Annotated in this window: 19 protein-coding genes; 6 read left to right on the top strand and 13 right to left on the bottom strand. The window is 69.1% G+C overall.

The genetic code is table 11. The features are described 5' to 3' along the window. Positions 1-70: 70 nt before the first annotated feature. Genes ACF8O7_RS02970 through tsaB form a run of 3 tightly spaced genes read right to left on the bottom strand, consistent with a single transcriptional unit; the run spans position 71 to position 2261 of the window. Positions 71-1009 (bottom strand): uracil-DNA glycosylase family protein, encoded by a 939-nt coding sequence (locus ACF8O7_RS02970; protein WP_252652316.1) that lies wholly within the window; start codon positions 1007-1009, stop codon positions 71-73. After that, positions 1000-1524, bottom strand: a complete 525-nt coding sequence (rimI, locus tag ACF8O7_RS02965; protein WP_016449114.1) for a ribosomal protein S18-alanine N-acetyltransferase — start codon at positions 1522-1524, stop codon at positions 1000-1002. Before rimI ends, ACF8O7_RS02970 begins: the two co-directional genes overlap by 10 nt. After that, positions 1521-2261, bottom strand: coding sequence for a tRNA (adenosine(37)-N6)-threonylcarbamoyltransferase complex dimerization subunit type 1 TsaB (gene tsaB / locus ACF8O7_RS02960; protein WP_016449115.1), 741 nt, complete (start codon positions 2259-2261; stop codon positions 1521-1523). The genes rimI and tsaB overlap by 4 nt, the downstream gene beginning before the upstream one ends. Before the next feature lie 78 nt (positions 2262-2339). Between tsaB and dacB the strand changes: the two genes are divergently transcribed. From dacB to ACF8O7_RS02945, 3 genes are all read left to right on the top strand, one after another. Then, positions 2340-3899, top strand: coding sequence for a D-alanyl-D-alanine carboxypeptidase/D-alanyl-D-alanine-endopeptidase (gene dacB / locus ACF8O7_RS02955; RefSeq protein WP_392442221.1), 1560 nt, complete (start codon positions 2340-2342; stop codon positions 3897-3899). Positions 3900-4163: 264 nt separating this feature from the next. Then, complete coding sequence (locus ACF8O7_RS02950; RefSeq protein WP_047217891.1) at positions 4164-5297, top strand: SGNH/GDSL hydrolase family protein; 1134 nt, start codon at positions 4164-4166, stop codon at positions 5295-5297. 31 nt (positions 5298-5328) lie between these two features. Then, the gene (locus ACF8O7_RS02945; protein ID WP_016449118.1) at positions 5329-6000 is read left to right on the top strand and encodes an OmpW family protein; all 672 of its coding nucleotides are present in this window, start codon (positions 5329-5331) and stop codon (positions 5998-6000) included. Positions 6001-6064: 64 nt separating this feature from the next. Here the strand turns inward: ACF8O7_RS02945 and ACF8O7_RS02940 are convergent, their stop codons facing one another. Further along, positions 6065-7603, bottom strand: coding sequence for a CoA-acylating methylmalonate-semialdehyde dehydrogenase (locus ACF8O7_RS02940; RefSeq protein ID WP_126311155.1), 1539 nt, complete (start codon positions 7601-7603; stop codon positions 6065-6067). Between the two features lie 82 nt (positions 7604-7685). Between ACF8O7_RS02940 and ACF8O7_RS02935 the strand changes: the two genes are divergently transcribed. Both ACF8O7_RS02935 and ACF8O7_RS02930 read left to right on the top strand, forming a co-directional pair. Further along, positions 7686-8636, top strand: coding sequence for a LysR family transcriptional regulator (locus tag ACF8O7_RS02935; protein ID WP_034363449.1), 951 nt, complete (start codon positions 7686-7688; stop codon positions 8634-8636). 159 nt (positions 8637-8795) lie between these two features. Continuing rightward, entirely contained in the window at positions 8796-9221 is a 426-nt protein-coding gene (locus ACF8O7_RS02930) for a hypothetical protein (protein WP_126311156.1), read from the top strand. 58 nt (positions 9222-9279) lie between these two features. Here the strand turns inward: ACF8O7_RS02930 and ACF8O7_RS02925 are convergent, their stop codons facing one another. The 4 genes from ACF8O7_RS02925 to iolC are packed head-to-tail and all read right to left on the bottom strand — an operon-like array spanning position 9280 to position 14144. Continuing rightward, entirely contained in the window at positions 9280-10260 is a 981-nt protein-coding gene (locus ACF8O7_RS02925; RefSeq protein ID WP_392442217.1) for a tripartite tricarboxylate transporter substrate binding protein, read from the bottom strand. Positions 10261-10306: 46 nt separating this feature from the next. Further along, positions 10307-11326, bottom strand: a complete 1020-nt coding sequence (locus ACF8O7_RS02920; RefSeq protein WP_212645167.1) for a tripartite tricarboxylate transporter substrate binding protein — start codon at positions 11324-11326, stop codon at positions 10307-10309. A 44-nt stretch (positions 11327-11370) separates the two neighbouring features. Then, positions 11371-12174: a 5-deoxy-glucuronate isomerase gene (gene iolB / locus ACF8O7_RS02915; RefSeq protein WP_016452033.1), complete on the bottom strand. Its 804-nt coding sequence runs from the start codon at positions 12172-12174 to the stop codon at positions 11371-11373. Next, the gene (gene iolC, locus ACF8O7_RS02910) at positions 12171-14144 is read right to left on the bottom strand and encodes a 5-dehydro-2-deoxygluconokinase (protein WP_392442216.1); all 1974 of its coding nucleotides are present in this window, start codon (positions 14142-14144) and stop codon (positions 12171-12173) included. Before iolC ends, iolB begins: the two co-directional genes overlap by 4 nt. Before the next feature lie 104 nt (positions 14145-14248). Here iolC and ACF8O7_RS02905 point away from each other — a divergent pair, with 104 nt between their 5' ends. After that, a complete protein-coding gene (locus ACF8O7_RS02905; RefSeq protein ID WP_392442213.1) occupies positions 14249-15148 on the top strand; it encodes a MurR/RpiR family transcriptional regulator in 900 nt (299 codons plus the stop codon). Between the two features lie 36 nt (positions 15149-15184). Here ACF8O7_RS02905 and ACF8O7_RS02900 read toward each other — a convergent pair whose 3' ends face one another. From ACF8O7_RS02900 to purE, 5 genes are all read right to left on the bottom strand, one after another. Beyond that, entirely contained in the window at positions 15185-15520 is a 336-nt protein-coding gene (locus tag ACF8O7_RS02900) for an NYN domain-containing protein (RefSeq protein ID WP_392442210.1), read from the bottom strand. Between the two features lie 98 nt (positions 15521-15618). Beyond that, positions 15619-15873 (bottom strand): NYN domain-containing protein, encoded by a 255-nt coding sequence (locus ACF8O7_RS02895; RefSeq protein ID WP_227472478.1) that lies wholly within the window; start codon positions 15871-15873, stop codon positions 15619-15621. A gap of 214 nt (positions 15874-16087) precedes the next feature. Continuing rightward, positions 16088-17086: an L-threonylcarbamoyladenylate synthase gene (locus ACF8O7_RS02890; RefSeq protein WP_070080716.1), complete on the bottom strand. Its 999-nt coding sequence runs from the start codon at positions 17084-17086 to the stop codon at positions 16088-16090. A gap of 11 nt (positions 17087-17097) precedes the next feature. Then, on the bottom strand, positions 17098-18264 hold the full coding sequence (locus ACF8O7_RS02885) for a 5-(carboxyamino)imidazole ribonucleotide synthase (RefSeq protein ID WP_017404019.1): 1167 nt from the start codon (positions 18262-18264) through the stop codon (positions 17098-17100). Next, positions 18261-18758, bottom strand: coding sequence for a 5-(carboxyamino)imidazole ribonucleotide mutase (gene purE / locus ACF8O7_RS02880; RefSeq protein WP_016449129.1), 498 nt, complete (start codon positions 18756-18758; stop codon positions 18261-18263). Before purE ends, ACF8O7_RS02885 begins: the two co-directional genes overlap by 4 nt. Positions 18759-18779 lie beyond the last annotated feature (21 nt).

The raw sequence follows: 18779 nt of genomic DNA, 5'->3' as shown, positions 1-18779 counted from the left end.
ACGGAGCTTTCTCCAAGATGCAAAGCATCGGATTATGCAGCGTTGCGCTGCAGCATGCGGGCCGGCCGCGCTATTCGGAAGCGGCTCCAGGGGGCATCTGGCGGCCTGTCACAAAAGCCTGGGCATGGCACAGGTCGGCCCAGGCGCCGGCCTTGGCCTGGGGGGCGCGCAGCAGATAGTTGGGGTCGTAGCTGACCACGGCCGGCACACCGGCGATGCGGTGCGGCTCGGCGCGCAGGCGGCCCAGGGCCTCCTGGCGCTGCAGCACGGCGCGCGCCGTGGCCAGGCCCAGCACCAGCACGCAGGCCGGGCGCAGATCGCGCAGCAGTGCCTCCAGCGACGGTTGCAGGGCCGGGACCTCGGGCGCCTCCTGGCCTTCGGCCGGAGGCTGCACGCGGTGCAGGGCGGCGCTGTACAGGCGCGGATGGTCCTGCAGGTTCAGCGCGCGCAGCATGTTGTCCAGCAGCCGGGCCGCGTCGCCTTCCAGCGCGGTGCGCGCGCAGTCGGGGCCGGGGCGCCGGGCGGGCGGCAGCGGCAGGGAGTTGGCCGGCGGCTCCAGCAGGATCAGCCAGCCGCCTTCGCCGCCATCACCGGCCGGCGGCGTTGCCGCATACACGGGACGCACGGGGCCCAGCCGCCAGCCCAGGCCCGGTGCGCCGGCCACGGGCTGCTGCACGTAGCGGCGCGGCGGGCGTTCGCGTTCGGGGATGACGGGTGCGGGAGGCGGTGGCGCCTGGACCGGCGCCTGAACAGGCACCTGGACGCGTGCGGGCGTTGGCGCGGCGACAGGCGCCGGTGCAGCAGGCGCCGGGGAGGGCGCCTCCTGCACGGGCGGCGGCACGGGGCGGGCCACCGGCGGATCCGCCAGGGGCGCCGCTGCAGGCGCATCGGCGGGCGCAGCCAGGGCCTCGGACAGCACGGCGGGCGCGGTCTCGGGTTCGGGCAGCCAGACAGTGATGCCCATGGCATGCAGCATGGCCCGCTGGCGGGTGTCTAGATTCAGGGCCATAGCTTGAGGCTCATGAGCACGGCATGCTCGCGCGGGCCGTCGTGCATGGGGTAGTAGTTCTTGCGCAGGCCCACCTCCTGGTAGCCATGCGCGGCGTAGATGCTGCGTGCGCGGACATTGCTCTCGCGCACTTCCAGCCAGATCCATTGGGCCTGGCGCTGGCGCGACCACAGGGCCAGGGCGTCCAGCAGGATGCGGGCCCAGCCCTGGCGCTGGCGCGCCGGGGCCACGGTGATGTTGAGCAGGTGCACCTCGTCGAGCACGATCATGGCGACGAAGTAGCCGACCAGCCCGCCCTGGGCATCCACCAGCAGCTGGGTTTCATAGCCGGCCGCCATGGCGTCGATGAAGTTGCCGCGCGTCCAGGGATGGGAATAGGCCTGCTGCTCCACGGGCAGCAGCGTGTCCAGCCACAGCACGTTCAGCGGCTCGAAGCGCACGCTGTCCCGCTCCGACGCCAAGGCGTCGGTCAGGGGCGGCAGCGGCCGCGAGGGCTGTGGCGTGTGCGTGCTCATGCCTGGGCAGGAGGGGTCTCTGTGGTCTGCACGGGTGAAGCAAGCGCGGCTGCCGCCTTGGCAGCCTCGCGCTCGGCCGTGGTCTGCGCGACTTTATCGCGGATGTAGCGCGGCAGGGCCTGGTCGGCCGGCAGGGCGCGGTCGGCCGCCAGCATCGCAGGGGCCAGGCGCAGCATGGCGGCGGCCGTGGGCAGCGCAGCCACATGGCTGGCCTGGGGCGCCAGGCGCTCGCCATAGGCGGCCAGGGCGTTGCCGGCCACCACGGTGCCGGGCGGCAGCTGCAGGGCCTCGGGCGCGCACAGGCCGAAGTCGCCGCTTTGCTCGCCGATGTCGTTCCAGCGGCCATCGGCCCAGTGGTAGGCGGCGTGGTAGACCTCGTTCATGCGCGCATCGATCACGGCGATGAGGTCGGTGCAGCCGTATTGCATGCGCGCCTGCTCGGCCACGGCCAGCAGGCTGTCCATGGGCAGCACGGGCACGCGGGCGGCAAAGGCCAGGCCCTGGGCCACGGAGCACGCCGTGCGCAGGCCCGTGAACGAGCCCGGACCCCGGCCGAAGACGATGGCCCGCAGCTCGGCGAACTCCAGTCCGGCCTGGGCCATGAGGGCCAGGATGGCGGGGATCAGCTCGGTCGAGGTCTGCGGGCCGCCGGGGCCGCTGTGTTCCCAGACGGCATCGCCGCGCTGCACGGCGATGGAGAGGGTGTCGGTACTGGTGTCTAGGGCAAGAAGATTCATGGCGTGGGGCAGGCGGCGGTGCCGCAGCAAGTGCAGGATTATCGGTGCCCCGCCCGTCCCGCGCCCGGCAGGGCTGCAATGACCGGCGTAGACTTGCCGGCCATGTTGCATCTTTCGACGTCTTCTTCCCTTATTTCCTCGATTTCCTCCGCCTTCTCTCTTGGATTGCCGCTTTCCCGCCGGGGCCTGGCGGCCGCGCTGCTGGCGGCGTCCGTCCTGCCCGGCGTGGCAAGCGCCCAGGCAGATGCGCCCACCTCGCCGGCCTCGCTGTCCACCAAGACTGCGCGCGAAAGCCGGCTGCCCCCGGCCGTGGAGGCGGCGCTTGCGCGCGCCAAGCTGCCGCGCGAGGCGGTCTCCGCCCTGGTGGTGGAGGTCGATGGCCGGGCCGCTCCGCGCCTGGACTGGCAAAGCCATGTGGCCATGAACCCGGCCTCGGTGATGAAGCTGGTCACCACCTATGCGGCGCTGGACCAGCTGGGTCCTGCCCATGTCTGGCGCACGCCCGTCTTCCTGGGCGGGCCGGTGCAGGACGGCGTGCTGCGCGGGCCGCTGTACATCCAGGGCCAGGGCGATCCCAAGCTCGTGATGGAGCGGCTGTGGCTGATGCTGCGCCGCCTGCAGGGCATGGGCATCAAGGTCATCGTGGGCGACATCGTGCTGGACCGCAGCGCGTTCTCCGTCCCCGCCCACGATCCCTCCACCTTCGACAACGAGCCCTGGCGCCCCTACAACGTCGCGCCCGACGCCCTGCTGGTCAACTACAAGGCCGTGACGGTCGGCTTTGTGCCCGACGCCGCGGCGGGCGTGGCGCGGCTGCAATACGATCCGCCGCTGGCCGGAATCCAGCAACAGGAAACCGTGCCCCTGGCGCCGGCAGGCAGCGAGTGCGGCGACTGGCGCGCCCGGCTGCAGCTGGACATGGCCGACCCGTTGCGCATCGCCTTTGCCGGCACGTTCCCGGCCAGCTGCGGCGACAAGAGCTGGTCGCTGGCGCCGGCCCAGCCCGAGGCCTTCGCGGCGCGCGCCATCGAGGGCATGTGGCGCGAGCTGGGCGGCAAGCTCACGGGCACCGTGCGCGACGGCCGCGTGCCGGCCGGCCTGCAGCCGGCCTTCCAGAGCGAATCGCCCTCGCTGGCCGAGGTGGTGCGGGACATCAACAAATACAGCAACAACGTCATGGCCCAGCAGGTGTTCCTGACCATGGGCATGCAGCGCACCGGCGTGGCCAGCTTCGAGGCCTCGCGCCAGGCGCTGGGCCAGTGGTGGCAGGCGCGCTGGGGTGCGGCCGAGCAGCCCGTGGCCGACAACGGCGCGGGCCTGAGCCGCGAGGCGCGCATCACGGCCTCCGGCCTGGGCCGCATGCTGCAGCAGGCCTGGGCCTCGCCCGTGATGCCGGAGTTCGTGGCCTCCATGCCCATCGTCGGCGTCGATGGCACGCTGCGCCGCAGCCTCAGCCGCGTCCAGGGCATGGCGCACCTGAAGACCGGCACGCTGCGCGATGCCTCGGCCCTGGCCGGCTATGTGGATGGCGCCAGCGGCCGCCGATACGTGCTGGTGGCCATGGCCAACCACGCCAATGCGGCCGCCGCGCGCGCGGCCTGGGATGCGCTGGTGGACTGGACGGCGCACGACCGCTGATACGTCGCCTGCGCTCCTGTTCCAGGGCCTGCTTTTGCAGGCCCTTTCCGTTGTGTTTCCGCCTCCTGCCCGGCAAGGGCCTTGTCCTGCCTGCGGGCGCCAGACCGGTATTTATCGTCTATTCGCCCGCGTGCGAAATGCCCGGTCGGCCCGCGATTCCTATCGGTACTTGCCCGGTGTCGCCAAGGTGCGACTGTCGCTACGATGGCAATCACCAAAAAAAGCACGGTCGTGCTATTCACAACACTTCACGGAGATCACAACTTGGCAAATCGTTATCGAATCCTCGCGGCCTCCCTGGCCACGGCCGGCCTGCTGGCCGCTTGCGGTGGCGGCAGCGGCGCCGACACCACCCCCCGTGCCAAGATCACCTCCGTCAAGGTGATGGGCGACAGCCTCTCCGACAGCGGCACCTTCGGCTACAAGTTCACCGTGCAGAACGCCACGCTGACAGGCGCCGGCTCCAACCAGGTCTGGGCCGAGCGCGTGGCGGGCCTGTACAACATCTCCCTGTGCCCGCGCTTCAACGGCACGGCCTTCACGCCCAACACCTCATGCAACAACTACGCCGTGGGCGGCGGCCGCATCAACTACACCAGCGCGCCCACGGCGCCCATCTCCATCACGCAGCAGATCCTGCTGGCCGGCGCGGCTGGCTTCACGGCCGATGACCTGGCCGTGATCGACGGCGGCGCCAATGACGCGGCCGACGTGATCGGCGCCTTCCTGGCCGCTTCCAGGGACCAGGGCGCCAACTTCAAGGCGCTGCTGTCCACCAAGATCGACGCTGCCACGCTGGGTGCGCTGCTGCAGCAGGGCCAGGCCGGCATGGCCCAGGCCGGCGGCCTGTACATGCAGAACCTGGCCAAGGGCTATGTGTCCACCATCCAGGCGAATGTGCTGGGCAAGGGCGCCACGCGCGTGGCCATCCTCAACGTGCCGGCCATCACGCTGACGCCGCGCTTCCAGCTGGTACTGCAATCGGTGGCCCAGCAGCAGGGCTCGGCCGCCGCCGCCCAGCTGGAGACCGTGTTCGACGGCTGGGTCAAGGCCTTCAACCAGCAGGTTGCCACCGGCTTCGCGGGCGAGAGCCGCGTGGCCATCATCGATTTCTACAGCGAGTTCCGCCAGCAGATGGCCGACCCCGCCCAGTACGCCTACACCAACGTGAAAAAGGCGGCCTGCCCTGCCACCGGCGTGGGCGCCGACGGCCTGCCCACCTACAGCTTCCCGACCTGCACCGAGGCCGCGCTGTCCGCCTCCATTCCCGTGGGCGAGACCAGCGCCAACTGGTGGAAGAGCTATGCCTTTGCCGACAGCTTCCACCCCACGCCCTATGGCCATCAGCAGATGAGCCAGCTTGCCTCCCGCACCCTGGCCCGTGCCGGCTGGCTGTGATCGCAGTCATGCAGCACGAGGAGACACATCCATGAAGACATTCCTGCGCATCACCGCCGCCGTGGCCATGGCCACGGCCTGCATGGCCGCCACCGCCCAGTCCGCCGGCACCTGGAGCGTGCGCCTGGGCGCCACGCGCATCGATCCCCAGACCAGCAGCGGCTGGCTGAGCACACCCAGCTTCCCCGACACCCGCGTGGACGTGAAGGCCAACAGCCAGCTCACGGGCGGCGTGACCTACATGGTCACCAACAACTGGGCCATCGACGTGCCCATGGGCCTGCCGTTCAAGCATGACTTCGTGGGCAATGGCGCCATCTCCGGCACGGGCAAGCTGGGCCGCACCAAGGTGCTGCCCGCCACCGTGTTCGCGCAGTACCGCTTCGGCGAGGCCAACTCCGCCTTCCGCCCCTACCTGGGCCTGGGCGTGACCTATGCCAAGTTCTTCGGCGAGCGCACCACGGCCTCCCTCAACGGCCTGACCGGCGGCACGCTGGCCAACCCGACCACGGCCTCGGTGGACAGCAAATGGGGCCTGACGCCCCAGATCGGCTTCGTCTACAACTTCAACGAGCGCTGGTTCCTGGACGTGGCCTACTACAAGAGCTTCCTGAAGACCACGGCGCACCTGTCCTCGGGCCAGAGCGTGTCGCTCAAGCTCAATCCGAATGTCTACGCCATCGGCATCGGATACCGCTTCTGACAGGTCGCAGTCCCCAAAGAAAAACCAGCCCGCGGGCTGGTTTTTTCATGGAGGGGGACTGCGCCTACTTGGCCGTGGGCATCACGAATTCCGCGCCCTTGGGCGTGCTCTCGGGCCAGCGCTGCATGATGCTCTTTTGGCGGGTATAGAAGCGCACGCCTTCCTCGCCGTAGGCGTGCATGTCGCCGAACAGGCTGCGCTTCCAGCCGCCGAAGCCGTGCCAGGCCATGGGAACGGGAATCGGCACGTTGATGCCGACCATGCCGACCTCGATGCGGCGGCCGAACTCGCGCGCCACATTGCCGTCGCGCGTGAAGCAGGCCACGCCGTTGCCGAACTCATGGTCGTTGACCAGCTGCACGGCCTCGGCGAAGTCCTTGGCGCGCACCATGGCCAGCACGGGGCCGAAGATCTCTTCCTTGTAGATGCGCATGTCGGGCGTGACATGGTCGAACAGCGTGCCGCCCAGCCAGAAGCCGCCCGAGGTGTCCGTGCCTGTGGAGGCGCCGGCCGCCTTGCCGTCGAAGCCCCGGCCATCGACCAGCAGCTGCGCGCCTTCCTTGACGCCCAGGTCGATGTAGCCGCTGATGCGCTCGTGCGCGGCGCGGGTCACGATGGGGCCCATTTCCGCGGCCAGGTCCTCGCCGTCCAGCACCTTCAGCGCCTTGGTGCGCTCGATCAGGCGCGGCAGCAGCTGGTCGGCCACGTCGCCCACGAGCACGGCCACGCTGATGGCCATGCAGCGCTCGCCGGCCGAGCCGTAGCCGGCGCCGATCAGCGCGTCCACGGCCTGCTCGATATCGGCATCGGGCATGACCACCATGTGGTTCTTGGCGCCGCCCAGGGCCTGCACGCGCTTGCCGTGGCGCGCGCCCGTCTCGTAGATGTAGTTGGCAATCGGCGTGGAGCCCACGAAGCTCACGGCCTTCACGTCGGGATGCTCGATCAGCGCGTCCACCGCCTCCTTGTCGCCCTGCACCACGTTGAACACGCCGTCAGGCAAGCCCGCCTGCTTGAGCAGGTCGGCGATCAGCAGCGACGGTGTGGGATCGATGGGACTGGGCTTGAGCACGAAGGTATTGCCCGCCGCAATGGCCACCGGGAACATCCACATCGGCACCATCACCGGGAAATTGAAGGGCGTGATGCCCGTGACCACGCCCAGGGGCTGGCGCAGCGTCCAGTTGTCGATGCCGGTGGAGACCTGGTCGGTGAAATCGCCCTTGAGCAGCTGCGGAATGCCGCAGGCGAATTCCACGATGTCGATGCCGCGGCTGACTTCGCCCTGCGCATCGGTGAAGACCTTGCCGTGCTCGGCCGTGATCGCATGGGCCAGCTCGTCCTTGTGCTGGTTGAGCAACTCCAGGAAGCGCAGCAGCACGCGTGCACGGCGGATGGGCGGCGTATCGGCCCACTTCGGGAAGGCCGCCTTGGCCGCCGCCACGGCGGCATCGACATCGGCGCGCGAGGCCAGGGCCACGCGGCCCGTGACCTGGCCGGTGGCCGGGTTGGTCACGTCCTGCCCGCGGTCGCTGGCACCTGCCGTGCGCTGGCCGTTGACGTAGTGGACGATGGAAGCGAAGGAGGTGTTTGCGGTGTTCATGCCAGGCAGTCTAGAAGTGCGCTTTCTGCCTGCCTAGGCGCTGCGCTTGAATTGATTGTTCAATTTGCTGAACAATCCATGCATGGCAAATGAAAAACCCGATGCCAAGGCCGAGGCCTTGTGGAGCCACCTGCACTGGCTGGTCGTGCTGGAGCAGCAGGGCAGCTTCACCTCGGCCGCCGCGCGTTTGGGCGTGAGCAAGGCGGCCATGAGCCAGCGCGTGGCAGAGCTGGAGCGCGCGGCCGGCATCGCCCTGGTCACCCGCACCACGCGCAGCGTGCGCCTGACCGAAGCGGGCCAGCGCCTGGTGGACGACACGCGCGGTGCCTTCGAGCACATTGCCCACAGCTTCTCCGGCGTGCGCGACCTGGCTGCCGCACCGCGCGGCCTGCTGCGCGTGACGGCGCCGCTGGCCTTTTCGCGCCAGCAACTCATGCCGCGCCTGCCGGCCTTCCTGCGCGCACATCCGCAGATCCGGCTAGAGCTGGACCTGTCGGACCAGATACGCTCGCTGGCGCTGGAAGGGTTTGATCTGGCCATACGCCACGTCACGGCGCCGCCCGAAACCCATGTGGCCTGGGCGCTGGCGCCCACGCGCTCGCTGCTCGTGGCCAGCGCGGACTACCTGGCCGCGCACGGCACCCCGTCCACGCCGCAGGACCTGGCCGCGCACCACTGCCTGCACTATCCGCGCACCCAGGGTGCCCCGGCCTGGAGCTTCGTTCCCCGCGACGCCGGCGTGGACGGCGTGCGCGTCGTCGTTCCCGTGACCGGCGGCTTTGCCGCCAACAACAGCGAAATCCTGCGCGACGCGGCACTGGCCGGCCTGGGCATCGCCCTGGTTCCGGACTTCAGCGCGCAATCGGGCCTGGCCTCCGGCCACCTGAGCGAAGTCCTGCCCGGCTGGCGGCCCGTCGACGCCTTCGGCGAACAGCTGTTCGCCATCCGCCCCTACGCCAGCCACGTGCCGCGCGCGGTGGCGGTGTTCGTGGAGTTCCTGCGGGCGTCGTTTGCGGCGGGGTTCATTCGGTGAAAGCCAGGCAGCAATAGGAACGAGCGGGTTTTGCACTACTTTCAGAGCAGTCCTATTTCCTTGTGCTGATTCGACGCTTAAAGTGCAGCGGTTGCTGAGAAATCAGTATATTCCTTTTCAACTGCGGACTGTTCTGCCTGGAATCAAGAAAGCCGAGCCATGAACCAACGCATGCTTGCTGCCCTGTGCATTGCCGCGCTCTATACCAGTTCATTAGCAGAGAATGTGCCGAAGTTTCAAAGAATCGTTGTCAACTTCAATCTTTCGGAAAAACTGGCTGCATGCTATCCGGAGCTTGCTACGCTGCAGGCATATGACTCACTTCCATTTCCGCAAGCATCCGAGCAGGTGGCGCGTATTGCATCTCTATCGAGAAACGTCACACCGTTGATTTTTCCTCCTGACAGGAAAATATTCGCTCCAAATAAATACGCAATCCATAGCATTTCCTGCGCCGATGGGTTTTCCGGCATCTGCCACTATTTGAGTGTGATGCCTACGCTTGGATTACCTCAATATCGAATGTACGGTCCATTGAATATGTCATGCACCCCCGTTATTGACCTGCAGACGGGTCTCGAGTGAGCGCTGCTTGCAGACCCCTGAGTGCGGGTCTGCGCATTGTGGCCAGCGTGCTTGCCCCTCAGGCCTTGATCCCCAGCTTATCCACCAATTGCTTGAACACCGCGTTGTCGCGGTCGATCACGGCCTTGAATTCGGGCTGGTCCAGGTAGCCCTCGCCCATGTTCTGCTTGGCCATGGTTTCGCACAGGACGGGGTCCTTGAGGGTCTGGGTCATGGCCTTGCGCAGGGTCTGGACTACGGCGTCGGGCGTGTTGCGGGGCACGGCCAGGCCGCGCCAGCCGCCGATGAGCAGGTCGATGCCGCGCTCCTTGAGCGTGGGCACGGCTTCCCAGCCGGCCTGTATGCGCTGCTCGGCCATGATGGCCAGCGGGCGGATCTTGCCGGCCGCCACATAGGTGGCCACCTCCACGGGCGTGACGGCCACGGCCTCGATGTGGCCGCCCAGCAGGTCGAGCACGGCGGGGTTGGCGCCGCGGTAGGGCGCGTGGTTGAACTTCACGCCCGCCTTGTCCTGCAGCGCGGCGGCGGCCAGGTGGCCCAGCGAGCCCGGGCCGGCGTTGCCGATGCGCACCGCTGCCTCGTCCTTGCGCGCGGCGGCGATCAGTTCCTCGATGCTGCGATAGGGCGAGTCGGCACGCACGGCGATGGTGGCGGGGTCGGCGTTCAGGCGGGCCACGGGCAGCAGGGCGTCGGAGCTGATCTTGGTCAGCCCCATGTGCGGGATCATGGTCAGCTCGACGGTGATGATGCCGATCTTGTAGCCGTCCGGCCGGGCATTGGCCAGTTCGGTCCAGCCCACGGCGCCGCTGGCGCCTGCGCGGTTGAGCACGATCAGGTCCTGCGGCAGGTGCTTGCGCGCCACCTCGGCCAGCGCGCGTGCCAGCACGTCGGTGCCGCCGCCTGCAGCGAAGGGCACGATGAGTTCGATGGGGCGCTGGGGCCAGGCGCCGGCAGGCGCTTGTGCCACGGCGGGCAGGACGGGCGCTGCGGCCAGGGCGCCGAGTGAGCGGATGAAATGGCGGCGGGATGCGGTGGTCATGTTGTCTCCGGAATCTGTTCTAAGTGTCTTTTGTCGCTGCTGCGCTTCAATCCATTTTGATTTGGGCCGCCTTGATCACGCCGCTCCACAGCGCCTGTTCCGAGCGCACGAAGCCTGCGAACTGCTGCGGCGTCATCTCCATGGGCTGTATGCCGATCTCTTCGAGCTTTGCACGCGTCTCGGGGTGGCGCAGGGCGGTGGCCAGGCTCTTGTTCAGGCGCTCGGTGAGCGCAGGACTCAGGTGGGCGGGGCCGACAAAGCCCTGCCAGGCATAGGCTTCGAAGCCGGGCACGCCGGCCTCGGCCATGGTGGGTATGTCGGGCAGGATGGGCAGGCGCTGGGGCGTGGCCACGGCCAGCACGCGCAGCTTGCCCGCGCGGATGGCCGAGATGCTGGGCGGCAGGTCCACGAACATGGACTGGATCTGGCCGGCCATGAGGTCCTGCAGCGCCGGGGCCGAGCCCTTGTAGGCCACGTGCAGGATCTGGGTGCCCGTGCGCTGCTTGAACAGCTCCAGCGCCACGTGCAGCGGCGAGCCCGGCCCCGACGAGGCCGAGGAGATGCCGCCCGGCTCCTTGCGCGCCATGGCCAGGAATTCCTGCACGTTCTTCGCGGGGAAGGACGGATGCACGGCCAGCACCAGCGGCATGCGGCCCAGGCCGCCGATGTAGCTGAAGTCCTTGCCCGCGTCATAGCTCAGGCGCGCATACATGGCGGGGTTGAAGGCCAGCGTGCCCGAGTCGGCCGTGCCCAGCGTGTAGCCATCGGCCGGGGCGCGTGCGATCAGCGTGGCGCCGATGATGCTGGCCGCGCCGGGACGGTTGTCCACCACCACGGGCTGGCCCAGGTCCTTGCCCATCTGCACGGCCAGCTGGCGCGCGATCACGTCGGTGGTGCCGCCCGGTGCGTAGGGCACCACCCATTTGACGGGCTGGGTGGGCCAGGCTGGCGCACCCTGGGAGGACGGGGCTGGGGTGGATTGCGCCTGGGCGGTGCCCATGCCCAGCGTCAGCAGGGCGCAGGAAAGCCAGGCCTGGCGGTGCAGGGCCATTGGGTTGAACAGCATTTTTTGTCTCCGGTGGTTTTTATGGGGATCTGTTGCGCCGTGCGTCAGCGCGGCCGCAGCATCCATTCGTGCGCGGGATCGTTGCGAAAGGCCCAGCGCCGCTCGGGCCCGGCCATGGTGTTGAGGTAGTAGAGGTCGTAGCCGTGCGGGGCCACGCAGGGGTGGTAGCCGCGCGGCACCATCACGGTGTCGCGGTGCTCCACGGCCATGGCTTCGTCGATGCTGCGGTCATCGGTGTAGACGCGCTGGAAGGCAAAGCCCTGGCTGGGGTTGAGCAGGTGGAAGTAGGTTTCCTCCAGCACGGTCTCGGCGTCCGGCGCGGCGGGGTCGGCGCTGTCGTGCTTGTGCGGCGGGTAGCTGGACGAGTTGCCCGCCGGCGTGATGACCTCGACCACCAGCAGGGACTCGGCCGCCTCGGTCTCGGGCAGGATGTCGCAGACATGGCGCGTGTTGCTGCCCTGGCCGCGCACGCTGCGGCGCATGCTTTCGGGGGCGATCACGCGCGTGGCGTGGCGGCCCGTGGCGGGTGCGGCGCTCAAGGCAACGTCGGCCGGGCTGCGCGCCGTGATGCGCAGGCTTTGGCCGGGCGGCACGTACACGGCCGTGGGCGCACTCTCCTCGAACACGCTGGCGCGGCTGCCCAGGGCGCTGAACGCCTGGCTGCCGACCTGCACGTCCACCTGGCCGGTGAGCACGGTGATGCAGTATTCGAGCGGGCCGGTGGACAGCGCCTCCACCTCGCCCGCCTGCAGCCTCAGGGCCTTGAAGTGGATGTGCTTCCAGCCCGCACTGGCCGGCGTGATGTCGGTGACGATGCGGCCGGGCGCGGCCTTGACGAGCAGGCTCATGCCGCAGCTCCTTCGGTGATGTCCTGGCGCGCGTCCACGCGGCTGGCATCCCAGCCGGCGATCAGCGCACGGAAGTTGGCGGCGACGGCATCGCGCAGGCCGGCATCGTCCAGCTCGTTGCGCAGCCATTGCAGGGCCGGGCCGGCCCAGACGCTGCGGCCGATCATGAAACCCTTGACCACGGGTGCCCGCGCCTGGGCAAAGCCCTGCACCAGTTGCTCCACGGGCTGGGACAGGCCCAGGATCACGGCGCCCCGGCACCAGGGGTCGCGTTCGTTCACCAGGGCGTCCAGCGCCTCCCAGTTTTCGCGCGCCATGGTGCCGACCTTCCACCATTCGGGCCTGAGGCCCAGGTCGTAGAAGTGGCGTATGGCACGCAGCACGGCCTCGCCCCGGTCGTCGGGCGCCAGCGTGTCCTTTGGCGGGATCACTTCCAGCAGCAGCTCATGGCCGCTGGCGCGCGTGGCGGTCCAGACCTGCTGCAGCCAGGCATCCTGCTCGGCGCGCAGTGCGGGCGTGTCGTCGGGGTGGTAGAAAACCAGGCATTTGACGGTATGGCTTTGCGGCCAGTGCAGCAGTTCGGAGGCCAGCGAGTCCGTGCCGTCGAAGCGCAGCGGGCGCGAGCCCGGCAGCTCGATGGGCCGGCCTATCCACCAGCCGCGTCCCGTGGCGTCGTGCAGCGCGGCCTCGCCCAGGTCGTGCCGGCCGTCGATCAGCACGCCCATGCGGCCCGCATTGCCCGGGTCGCGCTCGACCTGGGCCACCACCTCGTTGATCAGCCGCTTGAGCGGGCGCAGCCGCGCGGGCGCTGCGCCGGCCTCGCGCGCCAGATCGTCGAACTGGCTGCGGTGGTCATAGGCCAGCACGCACAGCGCGGGCCACTGCGGCCGCGCGCGGCTGACGCGGTGCAGGTGGGACAGCTCGGGGTCCTGGTCGGGACGCGGATGGCGGTGGCCCGAGAACCAGTGCGCCAGCTCGGCCTGCGTGGGCATGGCCGGCGCGCAGCCATGGCGCGAGACCACGATGGCGCCGCAGGCGTTGGCAATCGCCGCAGATTCCTCCAGGCTCTTGCCGCGCAGCAGCCCCGACAGAAGGCCGGAGGCAAAGGCATCGCCCGCGCCCAGCACATTGAGCACTTCCACGCGTTCGCCCGGCACCGTGGGCGCCTGGTCGATGGCATCGGGCACCGCGCCTTCGATCAGCGAGCAGCCCAGCGGCCCGCGCTTGACCACGAAGACGGCGCGGCTGCATTCGCGCACGCGGCGCAGGCTGGCGATCAGGTCACCCTCCACGCCGCCGGCGATCAGCCATTCCTCCTCGGTGCCGATGATGAGTTCGAACGGGCCCAGCTCGGCCTGCAGCCTGCGGCTGACCTCGGCGCTGGCGACATAGCGTGTCTCGCCGTCGCCCCGTCCGGTCAGGCCCCACAGCACGGGCCGGTAGTCGATGTCCAGCACGCGCACCAGTCCGTGGCGGCCCGCGATCTCCAGCGCCCTGCGGCTGGCGGCCAGCACGCCGGGCGCGCTCAGGTGGGTGCCCGTGATGGCCAGGCAGCGGCAGCGGGCCAGGAATTCCTCGCTGATGGCTGCGGCGTCCAGCGCCATGTCGGCGCAGTCCTCGCGGGCGAACAGCAGGGGGAAGGTCTCCTGGTCCTTGATGCCCAGCAGCACCATGCCGGTCAGGCGCCGGGCATCGACCTGCACCTGGCTGGTGTCGCAGCCCTCGCGCTGCAGCGTCTCGACCAGGAAGCGGCCGTTGTGCTCATTGCCCACGCGCGAAATCATGGCCGAGCGCAGCCCCAGGCGCGCCGTGCCGAAGGCCATGTTGCCGGAGGAGCCGCCCAGGTACTTGGCAAAGCTGCTGGCCTCTTCCAGGCTGCAGCCTATCTGCTGCGCGTACAGGTCCACGGCCAGACGGCCCAGGCAGGCCACGTCCAGCGGACGGTCGGAGGGAAAGTTCAGCATGCTCATGGTCATAGGCCCGTGCGTTGCGAGGGGCCCGGGGCGTGCGGGCCTCCCCATAATCGTTGCGTTCGTGCGATCATAGATCGAAATAGAAAATATTTTCCACAAATATGAAAAATAGAAAAACACTGGCCGATGCGGGCGCCACTGCGGCCTGCGGCCCTTACGCCGACCGCGCTGCCTTCCTGGACGTGCTGCGCCAGGGCTTCGAGGCACTGAGCCGCCAGCTCAAGGCCATAGGCCGGCATGTGGAGATGCAGGGCGACCGCCTGGCCTTCGACGGCATCCAGGCCACGGCCGAACAGTGCGGTGTGCAGCCTTCTGCCGTGGTGCGCTTTGCCAAGCATTTCGGGTTCTCGGGGTACTCGGAACTGCAGGCGCTGTTCCGCGCCGATGCGGCGCGCCAGCTCTCGGCCCAGCATGACTACCAGGACCGCATCCGGGGCCTGATCGCCTCGGGCAACGAACCGCGCAGCGGCGCGCGCCTGGCGCACGAGGTCATCGAAGGCAGCATCGAAAGCCTGCAGGCCCTGCAGCGCGGCCTGCCGCCGGAGCAGTTCGAGGCGGCGGTGGACCTCATGCTGGATGCCCCCTCGCTGTGGCTGGCCGCCTCGCGCCGCGCCTTCCCCGTGGGCGCCTACCTGGCCTATGCGCTGCAGCACACCGAAAAGCCCGTGCACTGGCTGCACGGCCTGGGCGCCATGCAAAAGGGCGAGCTGCGCGCGCTGTCGCCCGGCGACGTGATGCTGGCCGTCTCCTTCGAGCCCTATGCGCCCGAAACGCTGGAAATGGTGGACGCGGCCCTGGCACGCGGCGCGCGCCTGCTGGCGCTGACCGACAGCCAGCTCAGCCCCCTGGCATCCCGCGCCACCGTCACCCTGCTGGCCCAGGACGCAGCCACCTTCGGCTTTCGCTCCCTGACCAGCACGCTGACCCTGGCGCAGTCGCTGTTCCTGGCGCTGGCCTACCGGATGGAGCTGGCGTACGAGCCGTCGGTAAAGAGGTCTTAGGCGGCAGCGTTCCGCCCAGGGCCGCTTTGTGGGGGTTCACCAATGCGCAGGCTTGCCGGCTGGTTTTTTCCGCGTCTGCACGTTCAGCGGCAACTGCGATTGCGCCAGCTCGTCGTCCCTGATGTGATGGCGAACCCAGTGCGCCAACGCCGTCAAGCGCTTGTTGGGCACTTTGCCGTCTGCTGCGGTCCTGTCGCGCAATGGCATGACCAGCCCCAGCCTGGCGGCGGGCACGTCCTCGCGCAGCATGCGCAGTGCGGGTTCCACGTCACTGTCGTTGGAGCAGATCACCAACTGGTCGCATTCGCCACGTACTGCATCACGGTAGGCGTGCAGCGCAAGGTTCACGTCGGTCTGCTTTTCTTCGATCATCCAGACGCGCGACACGTTGTTCTTGCTCGGGTTGGCGCCCGCTTGATAGCTCGGCAGGGATGTGGGTTCGAAGACGTGGAAGCCGTTGACGATCTGGATCAGGCCAGGGTCTCGTGCCGCAGGGCGCGAAGGTACTGGGTCTGTGCCTGGACCGATGCCTCGCCATGCCGGGCGTACGAGGCTTTGACGGGGGCCGTGAAGTACTTGATGGCGACAACCTCTGCGCCAGGGTCTTGCGGCAGCAGGATGCGATCACGAAACAGCGCAGCAATGTCCAGCCACTTGTACGGCGTGCCCTTGAGCCGCGAGTAGTAGAGGTTGTAGCCGTCGATGTAGATGGTTGTTCTGGTCAATGTCCAAGCCACCAATGAAAAGACCACCTTGCGGTGGCCTTTTCGCCCTAAGCCTGAGCCAACTGAATGACACCGCGAAGGGATTGTGTAGCGCGATTCTAGCAACTCCTGCCATTCAAAGGCCTGGAACTGCGCCTGTTCCTGCGCCGCACGCCGTTGGACAGGCGCGCGGGTTGATGCCCGATGCGGCACTGCAGTCCCGGGGGGACCTCTTCTACCCCGCAGCCGCCGCGCGCAGCAGCCGGTCGCGCACGCCTTCCCAGTCCGGCGTGTCGGGCGGGGTCTCGATCCAGATCAGCTGGGCGCCGACTTCATCGAAGTCGCGCAGGGCGCCGAACAGCTCGCGCGCGGTGGCGGCGGCGTCGGCGGGCATGGCGCGCAGCGTGACGGCGCGCGAGGCGGTGCGCAGCGGTGTGCGGTGGTAGACGGCCAGGTTCCGGGCGTCGGCGCCCAGCACGTCCAGCCCGGCCTGCAGCTGCCTTGCATCCATGAGCCGGACCTTGGCGTTGGGCGCGTAGTGGGCCAGCAGCGTGCCGGAGGCGCGTGGCGTGTTCTCCAGCAGCTCGTCCTTGGACAGGGGACGCTGGCCGCAGGCGCGCTCGATGTCGTCGCGCGTGATGGCGCCGGGGCGCAGCAGCACGGGCACGCCGCGCGTGCAGTCCACGATGGTCGATTCAATCCCCACTTCGCAGGCGCCGCCGTCCAGCACCAGCAGCGCGTCACCAAACTCGTCGGCCACATGGGCCGCCGTGGTGGGGCTGACGCGGCCGAACTTGTTGGCGCTGGGCGCCGACACGCCCCAGACGGGCGGCTGCAACTGCTGGCAGGCGGCCAGCACGGCATGGGCGACGGGGTGGGAGGGGCAGCGCAGGCCCACGCTGTCCTGGCCGCCGGTCGAGGCCCGGGCGGCCTGGGGCAGGCGCGGCAGGATGAGGGTCAGCGGGCCGGGCCAGAAGGCGTCGATCAGCTGCTGCGCGAACAGCGGCACTTCACGTGCGTAGCGCGTGATGGCGCCGCTGTCGGCCACATGCACGATGAGCGGATGGTTGGGCGGCCGGCCCTTGGCAGTGAAGATCTGCGCGACGGCCGCGTCGTTGTCGGCATCGGCCGCCAGGCCGTAGACGGTTTCCGTGGGCAGGCCCAGCAGTTCGCCGCGCTGCAGCGCCTGTGCGGCGGCCTGGACAGAGGCCGCCAGCGTTCCATCAAGAATCATCGCGCGGGCCTTCAGAACGGCTCTATACCCAGGATGGCAGCGGCCTGCAGGGCGGTGGAGCGCACGGCCTCGGGCGTGGGGCCGGTGACGTTCAGGTGGCCCATCTTGCGGCCGCGCTTGGCGTCGTGCTTGCCGTACAGGTGCAGGTGGCAGCCGGGCAGGGCCAGGACCTGGTCCCAGGCCGGCGCCTGGGCCTGTTCGCCGTCCTTGAACCACAGGTCGCCCAGCAGGTTCAGCATGATGGATGGGCTGTGCTGGCGCGGCTGTGTCAGCGGCAGGCCGGTCATGCAGCGCACCTGCAGCTCGAACTGCGAGACATCGCAGGCGTTCTGGCTGTAGTGGCCGCTGTTGTGCGGGCGCGGCGCGATCTCGTTGACCACGAGCATGCCGTCCTGCAGCACGAAGAATTCGACGCACAGCACGCCCACGTAGTCCAGGCCGTCGGCCACGGAACGTGCGGCGGCCAGCGCCTGCTCGACCTGGGCCTGGGGCAGGTTGCCTTCGTAGACCTCGGTGACGGAGAGGATGCCCTCGCGGTGCAGGTTGCGCTGCACGGGCAGGTTGACCATGGAGCCGTCACGGCCGCGCGCCACGATGACCGAGCATTCATGGGCCAGCGGCAGCATTTTTTCCAGCACGCAGGCCACGCGGCCCAGTTGCTCCCAGGCGGTGGCCAGCTCGGCGGCGTTCTTCACGCGCACCTGGCCCTTGCCGTCGTAGCCCATGCGCGCGGTCTTGAGGATGCCGGGCAGCAGGCTGGCGTGCACGGCGGCCAGCTGGGCCGGCGTCTCGATCACCGCGTAGGGCGCGCAGGGCACGCCGCAGCGCACGAAGTGGGCCTTCTCCTGGGCGCGGTCCTGGGCAATGGCCACGGAGGAGCCGGCCGGCGAGACCGGCCGCTGGGCGGCCAGCAGGTTCAGCGCCGCGGCGGGCACGTTCTCGAATTCGGTGGTGACGGCGGCCGACAGGCGCGCCAGCTCGGCCAAGCCCTGCGGGTCCTCGTAGCCGGTGCGTATGTGGTGGTGGCTTACCAGGCCCGCGGGGCTGGTCGGGTCGGCGTCGAGCACGGCCGTGAAATAGCCCATGGCCTGGGCCGACTGCACGAACATGCGGCCGAGCTGGCCGCCGCCCAGAACGCCCAGGGTCGCGCCGGGCAGGATCACTTCAGCGGCGCTCATGCGGCCACCGAGGGAAGCGTCATGGCACGCGCGGCGGCGGTCTGCTCGGCGCGGAAGGCTTCGAGCTTCGCCCGCAGGGCCGGGTCCTCATTGGCCAGCAGGGCCACGGCGAACAGGGCCGCATTGGCTGCGCCGGCCGCGCCGATGGCAAAGGTGGCCACGGGCACGCCCTTGGGCATCTGCACGATGGAGTGCAGCGAGTCCACGCCCTGCAGGTGGCGGCTGGCCACCGGCACGCCGAGCACGGGCACCACGGTCTTGGCGGCGATCATGCCGGGCAGGTGTGCGGCGCCGCCGGCGCCCGCGATGATGGCCTTCAGGCCCCGGCCTGCGGCGGCCTCGGCATAGGCGAACATGTCGTCGGGCATGCGGTGGGCCGAGACGACCTGGGCTTCATGGGCGATGCCAAATTGCTGAAGAATGGCAACTGCGTGCTGCATGGTCTCCCAGTCGCTGCTGGAGCCCATGACCACACCGATCTGGATGGAGTTCATGTCGTGAGGGCGCCTGCGGCC

Origin of the sequence: Delftia sp. WSY_16, from assembly GCF_043104415.1 — a bacterium.
Lineage (GTDB): Bacteria > Pseudomonadota > Gammaproteobacteria > Burkholderiales > Burkholderiaceae_C > Comamonas > Comamonas tsuruhatensis.
The sequence above is the reverse complement of the archived record's forward strand: the minus strand, read 5'-3'. Positions and strand labels throughout refer to the sequence as shown.

What these genes read in the sequence shown, in the direction of transcription:
- ACF8O7_RS02900 (WP_392442210.1), bottom strand. Translation starts at nt 15,520, where the DNA reads ATGATCGAAGAAAAGCAGACCGACGTGAACCTTGCGCTGCACGCCTAC.
- rimI (WP_016449114.1), bottom strand. Translation starts at nt 1,524, where the DNA reads ATGAGCACGCACACGCCACAGCCCTCGCGGCCGCTGCCGCCCCTGACC.
- ACF8O7_RS02940 (WP_126311155.1), bottom strand. Translation starts at nt 7,603, where the DNA reads ATGAACACCGCAAACACCTCCTTCGCTTCCATCGTCCACTACGTCAAC.
- dacB (WP_392442221.1), top strand. Translation starts at nt 2,340, where the DNA reads ATGACCGGCGTAGACTTGCCGGCCATGTTGCATCTTTCGACGTCTTCT.
- iolC (WP_392442216.1), bottom strand. Translation starts at nt 14,144, where the DNA reads ATGAGCATGCTGAACTTTCCCTCCGACCGTCCGCTGGACGTGGCCTGC.
- purE (WP_016449129.1), bottom strand. Translation starts at nt 18,758, where the DNA reads ATGAACTCCATCCAGATCGGTGTGGTCATGGGCTCCAGCAGCGACTGG.
- ACF8O7_RS02935 (WP_034363449.1), top strand. Translation starts at nt 7,686, where the DNA reads ATGGCAAATGAAAAACCCGATGCCAAGGCCGAGGCCTTGTGGAGCCAC.
- tsaB (WP_016449115.1), bottom strand. Translation starts at nt 2,261, where the DNA reads ATGAATCTTCTTGCCCTAGACACCAGTACCGACACCCTCTCCATCGCC.
- ACF8O7_RS02885 (WP_017404019.1), bottom strand. Translation starts at nt 18,264, where the DNA reads ATGAGCGCCGCTGAAGTGATCCTGCCCGGCGCGACCCTGGGCGTTCTG.
- iolB (WP_016452033.1), bottom strand. Translation starts at nt 12,174, where the DNA reads ATGAGCCTGCTCGTCAAGGCCGCGCCCGGCCGCATCGTCACCGACATC.
- ACF8O7_RS02945 (WP_016449118.1), top strand. Translation starts at nt 5,329, where the DNA reads ATGAAGACATTCCTGCGCATCACCGCCGCCGTGGCCATGGCCACGGCC.
- ACF8O7_RS02930 (WP_126311156.1), top strand. Translation starts at nt 8,796, where the DNA reads ATGAACCAACGCATGCTTGCTGCCCTGTGCATTGCCGCGCTCTATACC.
- ACF8O7_RS02925 (WP_392442217.1), bottom strand. Translation starts at nt 10,260, where the DNA reads ATGACCACCGCATCCCGCCGCCATTTCATCCGCTCACTCGGCGCCCTG.
- ACF8O7_RS02920 (WP_212645167.1), bottom strand. Translation starts at nt 11,326, where the DNA reads ATGCTGTTCAACCCAATGGCCCTGCACCGCCAGGCCTGGCTTTCCTGC.
- ACF8O7_RS02970 (WP_252652316.1), bottom strand. Translation starts at nt 1,009, where the DNA reads ATGGCCCTGAATCTAGACACCCGCCAGCGGGCCATGCTGCATGCCATG.
- ACF8O7_RS02905 (WP_392442213.1), top strand. Translation starts at nt 14,249, where the DNA reads ATGAAAAATAGAAAAACACTGGCCGATGCGGGCGCCACTGCGGCCTGC.
- ACF8O7_RS02890 (WP_070080716.1), bottom strand. Translation starts at nt 17,086, where the DNA reads ATGATTCTTGATGGAACGCTGGCGGCCTCTGTCCAGGCCGCCGCACAG.